General features: G+C 36.1%; 16 protein-coding genes. All 16 read right to left on the bottom strand.

All coding sequences use genetic code 11. The features are described 5' to 3' along the window. Positions 1–3: 3 nt before the first annotated feature. A complete protein-coding gene (sufB, locus tag DFR80_RS10070; protein ID WP_114489904.1) occupies positions 4–1,407 on the bottom strand; it encodes a Fe-S cluster assembly protein SufB in 1,404 nt (467 codons plus the stop codon). Positions 1,408–1,521: 114 nt separating this feature from the next. Further along, positions 1,522–2,298, bottom strand: coding sequence for a Fe-S cluster assembly ATPase SufC (sufC, locus tag DFR80_RS10065; RefSeq protein WP_076545755.1), 777 nt, complete (start codon positions 2,296–2,298; stop codon positions 1,522–1,524). A gap of 180 nt (positions 2,299–2,478) precedes the next feature. Then, entirely contained in the window at positions 2,479–3,552 is a 1,074-nt protein-coding gene (locus tag DFR80_RS10060) for an AI-2E family transporter (RefSeq protein ID WP_076545754.1), read from the bottom strand. 62 nt (positions 3,553–3,614) lie between these two features. Then, entirely contained in the window at positions 3,615–3,923 is a 309-nt protein-coding gene (locus DFR80_RS10055) for a late competence development ComFB family protein (protein WP_076545753.1), read from the bottom strand. Between the two features lie 132 nt (positions 3,924–4,055). Beyond that, complete coding sequence (locus DFR80_RS10050; RefSeq protein ID WP_114489903.1) at positions 4,056–5,756, bottom strand: methylmalonyl-CoA mutase; 1,701 nt, start codon at positions 5,754–5,756, stop codon at positions 4,056–4,058. After that, positions 5,743–6,315, bottom strand: coding sequence for a 2-oxoacid:acceptor oxidoreductase family protein (locus DFR80_RS10045; RefSeq protein WP_076545751.1), 573 nt, complete (start codon positions 6,313–6,315; stop codon positions 5,743–5,745). Before DFR80_RS10045 ends, DFR80_RS10050 begins: the two co-directional genes overlap by 14 nt. Then, positions 6,315–7,139, bottom strand: coding sequence for a 2-oxoacid:ferredoxin oxidoreductase subunit beta (locus tag DFR80_RS10040; RefSeq protein WP_114489902.1), 825 nt, complete (start codon positions 7,137–7,139; stop codon positions 6,315–6,317). The genes DFR80_RS10045 and DFR80_RS10040 overlap by 1 nt, the downstream gene beginning before the upstream one ends. Continuing rightward, entirely contained in the window at positions 7,139–8,299 is a 1,161-nt protein-coding gene (locus DFR80_RS10035) for a 2-oxoacid:acceptor oxidoreductase subunit alpha (protein ID WP_076545749.1), read from the bottom strand. The genes DFR80_RS10040 and DFR80_RS10035 overlap by 1 nt, the downstream gene beginning before the upstream one ends. Further along, positions 8,289–8,495, bottom strand: coding sequence for a 4Fe-4S binding protein (locus DFR80_RS10030; RefSeq protein WP_076545748.1), 207 nt, complete (start codon positions 8,493–8,495; stop codon positions 8,289–8,291). Before DFR80_RS10030 ends, DFR80_RS10035 begins: the two co-directional genes overlap by 11 nt. Positions 8,496–8,690: 195 nt before the next feature. After that, positions 8,691–9,821, bottom strand: coding sequence for a sodium ion-translocating decarboxylase subunit beta (locus DFR80_RS10025; protein ID WP_076545747.1), 1,131 nt, complete (start codon positions 9,819–9,821; stop codon positions 8,691–8,693). 24 nt (positions 9,822–9,845) lie between these two features. Further along, positions 9,846–10,565 (bottom strand): OadG family transporter subunit, encoded by a 720-nt coding sequence (locus DFR80_RS10020; RefSeq protein WP_114489901.1) that lies wholly within the window; start codon positions 10,563–10,565, stop codon positions 9,846–9,848. Between the two features lie 59 nt (positions 10,566–10,624). Continuing rightward, a complete protein-coding gene (locus DFR80_RS10015) occupies positions 10,625–12,175 on the bottom strand; it encodes an acyl-CoA carboxylase subunit beta (protein ID WP_076545746.1) in 1,551 nt (516 codons plus the stop codon). A 2-nt stretch (positions 12,176–12,177) separates the two neighbouring features. Continuing rightward, on the bottom strand, positions 12,178–12,594 hold the full coding sequence (gene mce, locus DFR80_RS10010) for a methylmalonyl-CoA epimerase (protein WP_076545745.1): 417 nt from the start codon (positions 12,592–12,594) through the stop codon (positions 12,178–12,180). 230 nt (positions 12,595–12,824) lie between these two features. Further along, positions 12,825–13,211 carry a cobalamin B12-binding domain-containing protein gene (locus tag DFR80_RS10005; RefSeq protein WP_114489900.1) on the bottom strand — a complete coding sequence of 129 codons (387 nt, stop codon included), beginning with the start codon at positions 13,209–13,211 and terminating at the stop codon, positions 12,825–12,827. Between the two features lie 30 nt (positions 13,212–13,241). Next, complete coding sequence (fdhD, locus tag DFR80_RS10000; protein ID WP_114489899.1) at positions 13,242–14,027, bottom strand: formate dehydrogenase accessory sulfurtransferase FdhD; 786 nt, start codon at positions 14,025–14,027, stop codon at positions 13,242–13,244. A gap of 187 nt (positions 14,028–14,214) precedes the next feature. Next, positions 14,215–15,954 (bottom strand): methyl-accepting chemotaxis protein, encoded by a 1,740-nt coding sequence (locus tag DFR80_RS09995; RefSeq protein WP_114489898.1) that lies wholly within the window; start codon positions 15,952–15,954, stop codon positions 14,215–14,217. Positions 15,955–15,983 lie beyond the last annotated feature (29 nt).

Below are 15,983 nucleotides of genomic sequence, written 5' to 3'. Positions count from 1 at the left end.
CACCTATCCTATAGTACCTTCGAGTTCAAGGTTGATTAAATTATTCAATTCAACTGCATATTCTAATGGTAGTTCATTTGCAATTGGTTCCACAAAACCACGAACAATCATTGCCTTGGCTTCTTCTTCACTAATCCCTCGGCTCATCAGATAAAAAACTGCTTCTTCACTGATTCGTCCTACTTTAGCTTCATGCCCAATATCAATATCATCAGTCTGAAGTTTCATTATCGGGAGTGTGTCTGATTTAGATTCATTATCAAGCATTAAGGATTCACAGGAAACTGAAGCCTTTGCTCCGTGAGCATTATTAGTTGCCTTGAGCAGTCCGCGGTAATAAGCATGACCTCCATCCTTGGCAATTGAACGAGAATTAACTGTAGAAGTAGTATTTGGAGCTGCATGGATTACCTGTGCTCCTGTATCTAAATACTGTCCTTCAGCAGCAAAAGTAACACCTGTAAATTCTGCTCTGGCTCTGGCTCCTTTTAAAATACTCATTGGATAAAGCATCGAAACTTTGGAGCCAAATGAACCAGAAACCCACTCAATAACTCCATCTTCGTCAACCAGTGCCCGCTTAGTGTTTAAATTATACATGTTGCGAGACCAGTTCTCTATTGTACTATAGCGTAGTTTTGCACCTTTGTTGACAAATAATTCCACAGCTCCTGCATGAAGGTTATTAACTGAATATTTTGGGGCTGAGCAGCCTTCAATAAAGTGAGCATTTGCTCCTTCTTCTAAAATAATCAGTGTATGCTCAAATTGACCTGAGCCAGGTGCATTCTGGCGGAAATAAGACTGCAGAGGTATATCTACATCTACTCCTGCCGGAACATAAACAAAAGACCCACCTGACCAGACGGCTCCATGCAGAGCTGAAAATTTATGATCATTAGGTGTGATTAATTTCATAAAATGTTCCCTAACTATCTCTTCGTGTTCTTTAACGGCGTTCTCCATATCCATATAAATAACGCCCTGTTCAACCAGTTCTTCTTTTAAATTATGATAAACAACTTCTGAGTCATACTGAGCTCCTACTCCAGCCAGAGACTCCTTTTCTGCCTCCGGAATACCCAGAGCATCAAAAGTGTTTTTAATCTCTTCTGGAACCTGATCCCAGTCACTCTCAAGATCAGCATCTGGCCTCACATAGGTAATAATATTATCCATATCCAAATCCGAAATATCAGCTCCCCAGGTGGGAACCTCTTTATTCTGATATATTTTTAAAGCCTTTAGCCTGAATTCAAGCATCCACTCCGGTTCATTTTTCTCCCGGGATATTTCTCTTATTACTTCAGGAGTCAGACCTTTTTGTGCTTTATAGCGATGTTTTTCTTCATTTTTTTCGTCATGCAAACTGCGATCAACATCTTTGACTTCTGTCTTTTCACTCATCTTAAAAACCTCCCTGTTCTAAAAACATTAAGCAATGACTTTCTGATCTTAAATCCCCCAATATATATTAAACTATCATCTTTATTATAATCCAATTTTATTTATAAATTTAAGTTAACAATTTGTTTTAGAATTGCTTTCATCTAGATGTTCAGCTTTATATTCAGCATAACCTTCTTTTTCGATCGCTTTTGCCAGCTCCATATCCCCTGACTTAGCAATTCTACCATCAACAAGCACATGAACATAATCCGGCTGCAGATAGTCCAAAATCTGGTTATGGTGAGTAATTATTATCATTGCATTATCTTCAGAAGCAAGCTTTTTAATTCCTTCGGCGACTGTTTTTGTAGCGTCAACATCCAATCCAGAATCTGTTTCATCTAGAATTGCAAGTTTTGGCTCTAAAACTGCCATCTGTAAGATTTCATTTTTTTTCTTTTCTCCTCCAGAAAAGCCTTTGTTCAAATAACGATCTGCATATGACTGATCAATATCCAGCAGGTTCATCTTTTCTTCTAAAAGAAATTTAAAATCGAAAATACTCTGCTGTTCACCACTAACTGCTGTTTTTGCAGTACGCAAAAAGTTTTCCACCGTCACTCCTGGAATTTCCTGAGGATACTGAAATGATAAGAAAATACCCTTTTTAGCTCTTTTGTCAACTGCTAATTCATTAATGTTTTCTCCTTCAAACTCGATTTCTCCATTTATAATTTTGTGTTCCGGATGCCCCATCAAGACATTAGCCAGAGTAGATTTTCCGGCTCCATTTGGCCCCATAATCACATGAATTTCGCCTTTATTCACTTCCAAATTGATTCCATTTAAAATTTCTTCATCTTCTACCTTTGATTTCAGATTACAAATTTTAAGCAATTTTTTAGCCATAATCTATGTCATCTCCTTTATTAAAGTTATCTGCTCAGCATTCTGCTATTTATATCCTACAACATTACTCAACTTTAGTCAAGGATTTAGCTAAAAAAGTAACTTAATTAACAATAAAAAAAGATGGCACCAGGTATCTGGAGGTAATTTCCAGACACTCGCTGCCAATAAGCTTTAAATTTATATTTCTTTTTCTATATATTTTTTCCTAAAAATCAATCTTACAACCACATAAAATGGAACAGCGGTTAGGGCTCCGATAAATCCAAATAAATAAACACCTGATAAAACTACAAATAAAACTGCAATCGGATGAATCTCCAATCTTCTTCCCTGGACAAGGGGTCTAATAACATTTCCTTCTAAATATTGTGCAATCAGAATAATTGTCAGAACTCCTAAAAATAAAAACCAGCTATTTGTTACAGCAACAAAAACAGCCGGCAGGCTGCCAAAAAACGGTCCAATAATAGGAATTAAAGAAGTTATCATTGCTATTAAAGACAAAACAACAGCATTAGGAAGTCCAATAATTAAAAAACCTGCAAACATTACTAAGCCCAGAAAAAATGCTACAACCAGCTGAGAACTGATAAAAGTAGAGAGTATTTGATCAATTTCAACTCCCATTTTTTCGACTTTCCTCTTTTTAGATTCTGGAACAAATGTCATTAAATTATCAAATATCTTTTTATCATCTTTAAGTAAATAAAATAATACAAATGGAATCAACAAAATTATTAATCCAAAATTAGTAATAGAACTAAAAATCCCCATATAATTATAAGAAGAAATTTTCTGAGCCAGATTATTTGCATAAGAGAATATTCTTTCCCTTAAATTCAAATCTTCTAAAAAAGACTGATCAAAATTTATATATTCTCTCAAACTTTCAATTATACCCAGGATAAAATTGTAAATATAGTCATAATTACCACTTAAGCTCTGGCTGAGCTCTTTGCCCTGATTGTAAATAATACTGCCGCCAAAATAAAAGACCATTGTTATAATTGTAATAACCACCAAAAATGAAATCACTATTGAAAGAGATTTGTTTTTGATCCATTTATGCAAAAATCTAACCAGTGGCCTCATTAAATAATATAAAAAAGTACTGAACAAAAGCGGCAGCAGCACAAAACTGAGTACGGAAGTTAAAGGTGCTGTAAAATATGGTATCTGGCCAGCTAAAAAAATTATTATCAGAATAATTATTACTCCGTGTCCAATTCTAAAAAAACGTTCTTTGAACATAAAAGCCTCCTTAAATCATTTCATTTTCAACCTATAAAAAAATCTATATTGCCCAACAGGAATTATGTATTATGATGCTTATTCTCTGATACAACTTTAATGGCTCTGGTAACAACAGAAAGTACATCAACTGAATGCTGTTGTTCGAGCTCTTCTGTTTTGGAAAAAACTTCTCCTTTAGAAGTGGCAACATATTTTGCAGGCAAACGATTCAAAGCATAACTTGCCATATCCAACAGACAATCTTCATCCTTGCAGACATCATTAAATTCCTCTCTTTGAAGCATCTCGTCTAACATTTCTAATACAACTTCTTCAGTTAAGTTATTCAAACTCTTTTTTAGACTCTTTAATTTTTCATTTCTTAACATAATTTACCTCCCACTTATTTAGAATTAAATAATTTTAATTAAGAATTTCCCCTATTAAATTGACTGCTTAAATTAATATTTCTTTATAAATAGTAAAAACCCTGCCTAAAAATGACAGGGTTTAAATAATAATTAAATATTTCTATTTTGATACTCACCAAATACTTCTCTTAATTGATCATTTATTTCACCTAAAGTTGCTCTAACTCTAACGGCTTGAATAATAGCTGGAATTAAATTTTCATTAGTTTTGGCAGTAGATTTAACTGCTTTTAATGCTTTTTGAAGCTTTTTTTGGTCTCTACTGCTTTTGATTTTTTTCAGATCTGCTATCTGAGCTGTTTCTAGAGCTGGATTAAGTTGATGCAGTTCTATTTCCGAGTTCTGATTCTCTGTCTGGTATCGATTGACTCCAACCACCACTTTCTTTTTTTGGTCAATCTCTTTTTGCTTTTGATAGGCGCTTTCCTGAATTTCTCGCTGTATATAACCTGTTTTTATTGCTTCTATCATTCCACCAAGTTGATCAATTTTATTTAAATATTTACGACTTTTTTCTACAAAAGTATCCGTTAATTCTTCTAAATAGTAGGAACCTCCAAGTGGATCAATAACATCAGCAATTCCACTTTCTTCTGCAATAATCTGTTGAGTTCTCAAAGCTATTTCTACTGCTTCTTCAGAGGGAAGAGACAAAGCTTCATCATAAGAATTTGTATGCAGAGATTGAGTGCCACCAAAAACAGCTGCCATTGCCTGGATTGTTACTCTAATTATATTATTTAAGGGCTGACTGGCTGTTAAAGCAGTTCCCGCAGTCTGGGTATGAAAACGCAGCAGTTTCGACTTCTTCTTTTCTGCCCCAAATTTTTCTTCCATAATTTCAGCCCAGAGTCTCCTGGCCGCTCTAAATTTAGCTGTTTCTTCCATTAGATTCATCTGAGCAGCAAAGAAAAATGACAGTCTTGGAGCAAAATCATCAATATCAAGACCAATTTTTAAAGCTGCTTCCACATAAGTCAAAGCATCTGCCAGAGTAAAAGCAAGTTCCTGAACAGCAGTTGAGCCTGCTTCCCGAATATGATAGCCACTAATACTAATTGTGTTAAAGCCAGGCATCTTTTGAGAACAATAATCAAAAATATCTGTAATCAGACGCAGTGAAGGTTCAGGTGGGTAAATATAAGTTCCTCGAGCAACATATTCTTTCAAAATATCATTTTGAATAGTCCCGGACAGCTGTTCAGGCGCAATCCCTTTCTCTTCGGCCGCTACAATATACATTGCCAGAACAACTGCAGCCGGTGCATTAATTGTCATTGAAGTACTAACTTCGGCCAGGGGAATATCATCAAAAAGAATTTTCATATCTTCTACGCTATCAATTGCTACCCCTACTTTTCCTACCTCTCCCTCAGCCAGCTGATGATCAGAGTCATAACCAATTTGTGTGGGAAGATCGAAGGCAACGCTCAAACCAGACTGCCCCTGTTTTAAAAGATATTTGAATCGATTATTTGTTTCTCTGGCAGTACCATATCCCGAATACTGTCTCATTGTCCAGAGACGGGAACGATACATTGTTGGATAAACTCCTCTGGTAAATGGAAACTCTCCAGGAAATGAAAGCTTCTTTTTATAATTAATATTCTGAGAATCCAGGGGTGTATAAAGAGGTTTAATTTTGAATTCTGTATCAGAAGAAAAAACATCCTTCCTCAAACCAAAACGTTCTGCTGTTTTTTGATATTTGTTTTCCTGCCAGCTTTTTTCATTCTCCTTTAAACTCCAATATTCATTTTCACTCTGTTCTTTATCTTTATATTCTCCCATAAATATAGCTCCTTTTATCAAGTTTTAAATCAAAACCCAAATCAAAAGCCTCCATATTAATATCAATAGTTTCCGGGGGGACCTTTTCGATTATTGCCTTTTTAATAAACTCTACTGGAATTTTGTTCTGTATAATTCTGGAAATAACCCCCAATACAATCATATTAGCAGAAATTTCTTCCCCAATTTTTCTAGCAGCCAGATCTAGAATATTTAGCTGATAAACATTATCTTTAAATTCCTGTCTAACAGCAGAAATATCAATTCTACTATCAACAATAATTACTCCATAACTTTTTAAATCAGATCCGTACTGATCAAAGGACTCCTGAGTCAAACAGACTAAAAGATCAGGTTTAATAACTTTAGGAAAATCAATCTGGTCTTCATCAAAAACAATCTCAGACCGGCTGGCTCCCCCTCTTGATTCCGGACCATAAGACTGACTCTGACTAATATTTAAATTATCAACCATAACTCCTGCCTCAGCCAGAATTTTCCCAGCTAAAATCATTCCCTGACCTCCGGCACCACTTAGTCTAATTTCATATCTATTCATTATAAAGCCCCCTCTTGATTTGCTTTTGCAATAATCTTTTTATAACGGACAGTATATTCACTCTCAGGACTATCCACTTCTTTTAAAATTCCCAGGGGATACAAAAGCTGTTTTTTCTCAGTACTGAGCTGCTGCCACTTTTTAAAGTCTACTGTATTCTTTTTCTGACTCTTCAACATCTCTACCGCATCTCCGCTTCCGTTCTGACGTCCATAACTAACCGGACACTGCGAAAAGCTTTCTACAAAAGAAAATCCCTTATGTTTTAAAGCAGCAAGATATAACCTTTTTAACTGCCGGGGATCAAAAGTAGCTCCTCGGGCAATAAAAGTTCCTCCTGCTCCTTCGACAAGTTGTGCCAGATCAAAGTTTTGATCAATATTGCCATATGGAGCAGTGGTTGCCATATCACTGGGAGGAGTCATTGGCGAAAATTGTCCACCTGTCATTCCATAAATCTGATTATTAAATAAAATAACTGTTAAATCAATATTCCGACGAGCAGCATGAATTAAATGATTGCCACCAATTGCAGTCCCATCACCGTCTCCAGTCATTACAATAACATTTAAGTTGGGATTGGCCATTTTAACTCCTGTAGCAAAAGCAATAGCTCTCCCGTGAGTAGTATGCAGAGTGTCAAAATTTAAATAACCGGTAGCTCGGCCAGAACAACCAATACCTGAGATCACAACTGTTTTATCCTGATCTAAATCACTTTCAGAAAAAGCTCTAATAAATGAATTTAAAATAGTCCCATGGCCACAGCCCGGACACCAGATATGAGGTAATTTATCCATTCTTAAATATTTTTCAGTTTCCATTATAATACCTCCTCCATTAGATCTCTGATTGCTTCCGGCTTAATTAATTCTCCTGCATAAGAATTTATCCCGAGAACTCTGGCCTGACCGGCGACTGCTCTTTCAACTTCTCTGATCAACTGCCCCTGGTTTAATTCAGGTACAATAATGGTCTCAACCTGAGCTGCCAGTTTGGCGACTTCCCTTTCTGCAAACGGCCACACTGTCTGTAGTTTAAACCAGCCAGCTTTCAGATTATCTTTTCGTCCAGTATTGACAGCACTAATCGCTGTTCTGGCAGTCGATCCATAACTCAAAACTGCCACCCGATCATCATTTCTAATATCTTTCTGATAAAATATTATCTGCTCCAAATTATTGTGCAGCTTATTATGGAGTCGGTCCTGCATCAATTTGGCAGTCTCCTTTTTACCATCAGGAAATCCACTCTGATCATGAAATAAACCACTTGTATGATATTTAAAACCACTACCATAATCAGCCATGGGGGGAATTAAGTCATCAGTCTGCTGATAAGGAAGATAACTTTTTGGATCCTGATCTGCAGTGGGTCGCTTTCTGTTAATTATTTCGATTTCTTCACTGTCATTTAAATATATTTTTTCTCTCAAATGCCCAATAACTTCATCCAGCAGCAAAACAACCGGCTGCCTAAATTTCTCACTTAAATTTACTGCTTTAATTGTCAGTTCGTAACTTTCTGCTACAGAAGCAGGTGCCAGAGCAATTATTTCCTGATCACCATTTCTCCCCCAGCGAGTCTGCATCAAATCTCCCTGGGAAGGTGAAGTGGGGAGACCGGTTGAAGGACCAACTCTCTGTACATTAACTACAACTAAAGGTGCTTCTACCATAGTTGCAAAGCCCAGATTCTCCTGTTTGAGAGCAAATCCTGGTCCACTTGTAGCAGTAATTGATTTTTTACCAGCAAGTGAGGCACCTACCACTGCAGCCATTCCGGCGATTTCGTCTTCCATCTGTAAAAACTTGCCTCCAATTTTAGGCAGTTCTCTGGCAAAACCCTCCGCAATTTCGGAGGCGGGAGTAATTGGATAACCGGCAAAAAATTCTACCCCTGCTGCCAGTGCACCTTCTACAACTGCCTGATCACCCTGGAGAAGAACCGCTCTTTTTTCTGGCTTAAATATTTTAGTCTTCATCACTTGCCACCACCTTCAACACAAAGTCAGGACAAATCAACTCACAATTATGACAGCCTATGCACTTTTCTAAATCAAAAATTTCTACTATCTTTTTACCTTTAATTAAAATATCTGTTGGACAAACCGAAACACAAATACCACAGTTTTTACACCAGTCAGGATGTTCAATTTCTATTCTCTCACCTCTGGCCATGATTTTCACTCCTTAAAAATAATTTTATTTTCTGCCCATTTCAGGCGGAGATGAAGCCAGCTGCTCGATACTCTCTACTTTAAAAAAAAGAAAATTTTTAAATTTATTTAAAAGTATTATTTTAATTTTCTGACTTTTATTGCTGTAAATTAAGCCGGCAGGTATACTGCTGGCCTAATCTTTAATTAATTATAACTACCCTAAAACTGATAACAGTACTCCCGCTGCAACAGCAGAACCAATTACTCCTGCTACATTAGGTCCCATAGCATGCATTAATAAAAAGTTCCCTGGATTTGCTTCATTTCCAAGCTTCTGAGAACATCTAGCTGCTTCAGGTACTGCTGAAACACCTGCTGCACCAATTATTGGGTTGATTTTTCCATTTGTTAAATAATACATTAATTTCCCCATCATTAAACCTGAAAAAGTACTTAAGGCAAAAGCAGATAATCCCAGTCCAATAATGGAAATAAACTGAATAGTAAAAAACTGTTCAGCTTTCAAACTTGCACCAACACTCAACATTAAAAGAATTGTAACAATATTTATCATTGCAGTACTGGCAGTATCTGATAATCTTTTTGCAACTCCACTTTCTTTTAATATATTTCCTAACATCAGCATACCAACCAGAGTTAATGCCTGTGGTACAATTAATCCAACAATTAATGAAACCAGAATTGGGAAAATTAATTTCTCAATTTTTTTAACTCTCCTCATCTGACCCATTTCAATTGATCGTTCTTCTTTGGTAGTAAAAAACTTAATAATTGGCGGCTGAATTAAAGGTACCAGAGCAATATAGATATAAGCTGCAATAGCTATTGGCCCCAGTAAATGCGGTGATAATAATGATGTTAAATAAATAGATGTTGGTCCATCTGCACCACCAATTATTGCAATCGAACCAGCCTCAGCTGGATTAAATCCTAATAATCTTGAACCAAAAAAAGTAGTAAATATTCCCAACTGAGCCGCTGCCCCCAACAACATTGTTTTGGGTTGAGCAATTAGTGGTCCAAAATCAGTCATAGCTCCAATTCCTAAAAATATTAAAGGAGGATAAATCCCCAACCTTACACCTTCATAAAGATAATGCAGCAAACCACCAACAGTTTTAGCTGTTGGGCCGGACATTAATCCTGTTCCTGGAATATTAGATAGGAAAATACCAAAGCTAATTGGTAATAGTAAAAGGGGTTCATATTCCTTAAATATTGCAAGGTACATTAAAATAGCTGAAATGATAATCATTCCAATATGACCCCAGCTCAATTGAGCAAAACCACTTCCCTGTAAAAATAATATTATTTTATCTGTCACAAATAGTACACCATCCTTTTACTGTTAATTTAAAATAAACAAATTATCTCCAGAATTAACCTCTTTACCTTCTTTTACACATACCTCTTTAATTACGCCATCTTTTGGTGCAGTAATATCATTTTCCATTTTCATTGCTTCCAGTACTGCTAGATGCTGTCCTTCCTGAACTTCTTCTCCTTCTGTAACAGCAAGCATCAGGATCTGACCTGGCATTGGTGCTTTAATTTCCAGTTCGTCATCTTCAGAAACCGAAGAAGTTCTTGATTTTTCTTTACTCTTAATTTGAGCTGCTCTCTTTTTAGCTGCTGACTGTTTATCTGTTGTACTATTACTATCTTTTGAAATAGTAGAAAACTTACTTTTACTCTGATTATTACTTTTATTAATTGATTTAATATTATTACCCTCATCAACTAATTCTACTTCAACTTCATAAATTTCGTCATCAATTTTTATTTTATACTTTTGCATATTTCTTCCCTCCTGAGTAGTAAATCCTGCCGGATGATCTTTAAGATACGAATCTATCGCTGCAGCAATAACAGCTCTTTTCTTCTTTTCTGTTTTTGCTATATTTCCTTCTTTTTCAACCTGCTTTTTGGCTTCTTTTTTACTTTTTAAAAAGAATTTTTCCATTAACCAGCCCTGAAGCTTCAAAATGATAGTTAATAAAAGCAGTACTAAAAAAACAACGGAAAGTCCAATTACGGTAATCTCCAGTGTTTCTCCTAAGACATTCATCTAATTCCTCCCAACTTAAAATAATCAAATAATTGTAAAAGCAATTTCAAACTACTATTTTATAACGGAATATTACCGTGCTTTTTATCCTGTCCATCTTCGCGTTTGTTAATCATCATCTCAAGACCATTAATTAGTTTATTTCTGCTTTCTTCCATCTTGATTACATCATTTACCATTCCTCTTTTTGCTGCAATATATGGATTGGCAAAGTTATCCTTATATTCGTCTATTTTCTCCTGCCTCAGCTGACCTGGATCATCTGCGGCCTTTATCTCTTTTCTGTAAATTACATTGGCTGCTCCCTCCGGTCCCATAACTGCTATCTCTGCTATCGGCCAGGCATAAACTAAATCAGCTCTTACCGAACGACTTCCCATCGCTATATACGCTCCTCCATAAGCTTTGCGCATTATTAAAGTAATCTTGGGTACTGTCGCTTCTGAATATGCATACAGTACTTTCGCTCCATGCCTGATTACTCCTCCGTATTCCTGTTCAACTCCGGGTAAATATCCGGGAACATCTACTAACGAAATAATGGGAATATTAAAACTGTCACAGAAACGAATAAATCTTGCTATCTTAGTTGATGCATCAATATTTAAACAGCCGGCTAAAAATTGAGGTTGGTTTGCTACTATCCCCACGCTGCGCCCATTTAATCTGGCAAAACCGATTACTGCATTTTTAGCAAAATAAGGCTGAATTTCCATAAAGCTATCCCTGTCAACCAAAATTTCTATTACATCTTTAACATTGTAAGCTTTTTTCGGGTTTTCATTTACTATCTCTTTTAATTCTTCTGTACTTCGACCTGGACTGTCATTACTCTCCAGGCTTTCAGGTTCTTCTTTAAAATTATCGGGTATGTAAGATAATAGTTTTCTGATCCTGGTTAAAGCTGCTTCCTCATTAGCTTCCATAAAATGAGCTACACCACTAATTTCATTATGGGTGGCTGCTCCTCCAAGTTCTTCTGCTGTTACTTCTTCCCCAGTTACTGACTTAACTACACTGGGACCGGTTATAAACATCTTGGATGTCTGGTCAACCATAACTATAAAATCTGTAATTGCTGGTGAATAAACTGCTCCACCGGCACAGGGCCCTAAAATTGCTGTAATCTGGGGTACCACACCAGAAGCTTTAGTATTACGATAAAAGATCTCTCCATAGCCATTAAGGGAGTCTATACCCTCATTGATTCTTGCTCCACCGGAATCATTTAAACCAATAACTGGCGCACCGTTCTTAACAGCTAAGTCCATTACTTCAGAAATCTTTTGTGCATGAGCTTCTCCAACAGAACCTCCCATTACTGTAAAGTCCTGAGCATAAACATAAACCAGCCTACCTTCGATAGTTCCATAACCTACTACTACACCTTCTCCTGGCACTTCCTTTTCGTCCATGCCTAAAGATGTACTGCGATTTTCTACAAACATATTTAATTCATTAAATGTGTTATCATCAAGTAAGTATTCTATTCTTTCTCTGGCGGTTTTTTTATTCTTTTTGTGCTGCTTTTCTATTCTTGCCTGGCCACCACCCTGTCGAATCGTCTCTTTTTTATCTTCTAATAATTTTTCCTTATCTTCTACTGACATTATTATTCCTCCTTAGCAAATGGTTCACATAACTCTAACAAGACTCCGTTAGTACTTCTGGGATGAACAAAAATAATTTTCATATTGTCTGCACCAGCGCTTGCCTTATTTCCTATCAATCTAGCTCCCTGAGCCTGCATTGCTTTTATCTTATCCTCAATGCTGTCGACTAAAATAGCAAAGTGATGAATCCCTTCCCCGTTCTTTTCGAGAAATCTGGCAATAGTACTCTCTTCATTTAAGGGCTCAAGCAACTCTATTTTACTCTCTCCAACTTTTAAAAAAGCTATCTCAACCGCCTGTGTCTCCACGATTTCTCGCTTAATAAATTTTAAACCCAGGATGTTTTGATAAAAGTTAAGGGCATTCTCCAGATTCTGAACTGCAATCCCTATATGTTCTATATTTTTGAGATTCATTTTACCTCCTTTACTTAATCGACACCATTAAGGATAGCAAAAAACTGACCACAAGTCAACTAAGATTGTTAAATTATTATCAACAAACTCCTCAACAAGCTGAACTGGCGCGGTTTCTACCGCTAATATTTTTGCTAAATAATCTTCAAATATGCTGGCCTGTTGGCTCAATCACTATTACCTTTTAACTTCCTGATCTAAGCAAACGAATAAATTCATCCAGGCACTGATTAAATATTCTCAACATAATTTACTATCTCTGATAGAGGAGTACCACTAGCAAAAATTTTTTTAACTCCTAACTGATAAAGATAATTATAATCACCCTGAGGAATTATTCCCCCTATAATAACAGGAGTATTTTCTATTTTTTCTTCCTCCAATAATCTAAATAACTTTTTTAAAAGTGTTTTTTGAGCCCCAGAAAGAATACTAACACCAATCAAATCAACATCTTCCTGCAGGGCAGTGCTCACAACATCCTGAGCTGTATTCCTGAGACCGGTATAAATTACTTCCATCCCTGCATCTTTTAAAGCACGTGCAACCACTTTTGCTCCCCGGTCATGGCCATCCAGACCTAATTTAGCGATCAAAATTCTTTTTTTACTTTTCAATAGAATCCTCTCCTATCTGAATTTAATATTTTAATCTAATTTTATTCTTTCTTCTCCACTATAAATGTTAAAACGCTTACCCCTGCAGAAACCTATCAAAGTCAGATTTCTTGCTCTAGCTATTTTAAGTGCCGCCTCTGTCGGGGCCGATCTTGAAACTAAAAATGGTATTTTTTGTTTCAAGATTTTCACAACCATTTCTGAAGAAATTCTACCGCTGGTGAGAACAATTTTATTTGTAAGTTGAATATTGTCCTTTAATGCCCTGCCAATAACTTTGTCGAGGGTATTATGACGTCCGATGTCTTCAAACTGATAAATAATCTGATTATCTGTAGCCAGGGCTGCAATATGAGTCCCCCCTGTCTGCTGGAAATATTCTGAATTCTGCTGTAAGTTGCTCATTAAAAGCGGAATTTTAGCTGCAATAAGTTTTAAATCAGAACTAATGTGACTGGCTGCTGCACAGTCTTTAAGATTAATAAAAGTTGATCCTCCTCCACAACCCGAAGTTAGCGTTCTTTTTTTATAGGCTGCTGGTGAGAAATCTCCTTTTACTTCAATCATAGCTACAGTTCTGTCATATTTAAAATCAATTTTTTTTAGATCATTTTTACCCTCGATAATTCCTTCTGCCGCCAGAAAACCCATAATCAATTCTTCCAAATCTTCCTGAAGCACCATCAGAGTCAAAAACTGATAGCCATTTATAAAGAGTGTCAGTGGTTCCTCACTAATTATCAAATCCTGCTCATCAATAAATTTGTTTATTTTAAATTTTCTGATATTTTTTCTGATTATAACCTTCTCTGCCATTTCTTACACTCCTCTTAAAACTATTAACAAACAATACCCAAACTAATAAAGCCTCTTTAATTCAGTAACTTTGTATATTTTTATACTTCGCTAACAATTACTATTAACCTTTATTTTTTTAATAAAAATTTGGAAAGAAAAAAATGCCCGGAGAGCACTTTTTCAGGCCCCGGACATTCATGATTTTTTAGCTTTTATATTTCGAAGTAATACCAGTCAATTTCTGTGCCATTTCGGCAAGATCTTCTGCAGCATTGACAATATCAATAGTTGAATTACTCTGCTCATCTGAGGCAGCTGCTACCTCTTCTGCAATTGAAGCGGATTCCCTACTTATTTCCGAGATATCCTCTACAGCTTTACTAACATCTTTACTATTATGCTTCATATCCTGAGAATTATAAACAATTTCATTTATTAAATTACTCAATCGCGAAACAACATTTTCAATTTCTGCAAAAGTTCTTTCTGCTTCTGCAACTGCTCTGCTGCTTGCCCTAACTCCCTGATCAGATTCTGTCATCATCTCTGTAGTATCACTGACTTTTGTCTGAATCTCTTTGATCAGACTATTTATCTCATCTGTTGCCTGAGATGATTCTTCTGCAAGTTCTCTTATTTCTTCAGCAACAACACTAAAACCACGACCAGCTTCGCCAGCCCTTGCAGCCTCAATTGCAGCGTTTAAAGCCAGTAGGTTTGTCTGATCTGCAATTCCATTAATAATCTCAACAATTTTACCTATCTGTCCGGATAATTCATCTAATTCTGATACACTCTTTAGAACATTTTGCTGATTATCAACTACAACTTCTATCTCATCTGCCGTAGTTTTTACTGCTTTATTTCCTTTATCAATCTCTTTTCCTGCTTCAGCAGCTTCAGTTTTAATTACTTCTGCTTTTTCAGTAATCGCATCTATTTTTTGATCAAGCTCTACTATGTTTTCTTCCGTTTGAGCAAGCTTATCATTCTGCATAACTGTTCCTTGAGCTAAATTGTTAATAGAACGACTAACTTCCTCAGCCGAAGCTGACATTTCCTGACTGCTGGCTGAAAGTTCTTCACTTGATGCTGCCAGATTTTCAGCAATATCCGACTCTTTTTTAACCGATTCTAAAAGATTATCTTTCATTCGTTTTAAAGCGGCCGCAATTGAACCTATTTCATCACTGCGAATGCTGTATTTTGTCAGAAGTTCTTTGTTATTATCTCTTAGATCAAAATCTGCCAGTCGATCTATAATTCCTGTTAATAAACTAATTGGGCTGGCCAGATAACTGGCAATTAAATAGGTTAGCAATAAAGAAATCAATAAAATTATGAGCCCAATTATTAAAAACTGGTTTCTTAACTCTAAATATGAACTTTTAATATTGTCAATATATACTCCGGTACCAAGAATCCAGCCCCAGGGTTCAAATCCCTTAACATAAGAGAGTTTTGGTTCAATACGATTTTCCTGATCATAATACTGCCACTGATATTCTACAAAACCAGCCTCATTTTCTTTTACAACCTCAACCATTTCTTTAAATAAATATTTTCCATCCGGATCCTGAATTGAGCCAATATTCTCCCCCTCTAAAGACTTAGAGTAAGGATGCATTATCATTACAGGCTGCTGATCATTAATCCAGAAATAATCTCTATCATTCTGGCCAAAAGTCATCTTTTCGACAGCCGAAGCAGCTCTTTTCTGAGCCTCTTCTCGACTTATTTCACCATTTATTTCCATCTGGTGATAATATTCTATGACTCCAAGTGCCGAATTTACCATTTCCCTAACCTGAGTTTCTTTTTCCTGATAAAGTGTATCATTCAAATTGTTTAAAGAATAAAAACCAAGAGTAAGCACTGTTATAACAACCAACATTACAATAAATGTTATCATTTTCTTTTTTATACCAAACTTAATCTTCTGCACTAAATACTAACCTCCCTAAAAAAATAAAT

It is taken from the genome of Halanaerobium sp. ST460_2HS_T2, from assembly GCF_003337665.1.
GTDB classification, from domain to species: domain Bacteria; phylum Bacillota; class Halanaerobiia; order Halanaerobiales; family Halanaerobiaceae; genus Halanaerobium; species Halanaerobium kushneri.
The sequence above is the reverse complement of the archived record's forward strand: the minus strand, read 5'-3'. Positions and strand labels throughout refer to the sequence as shown.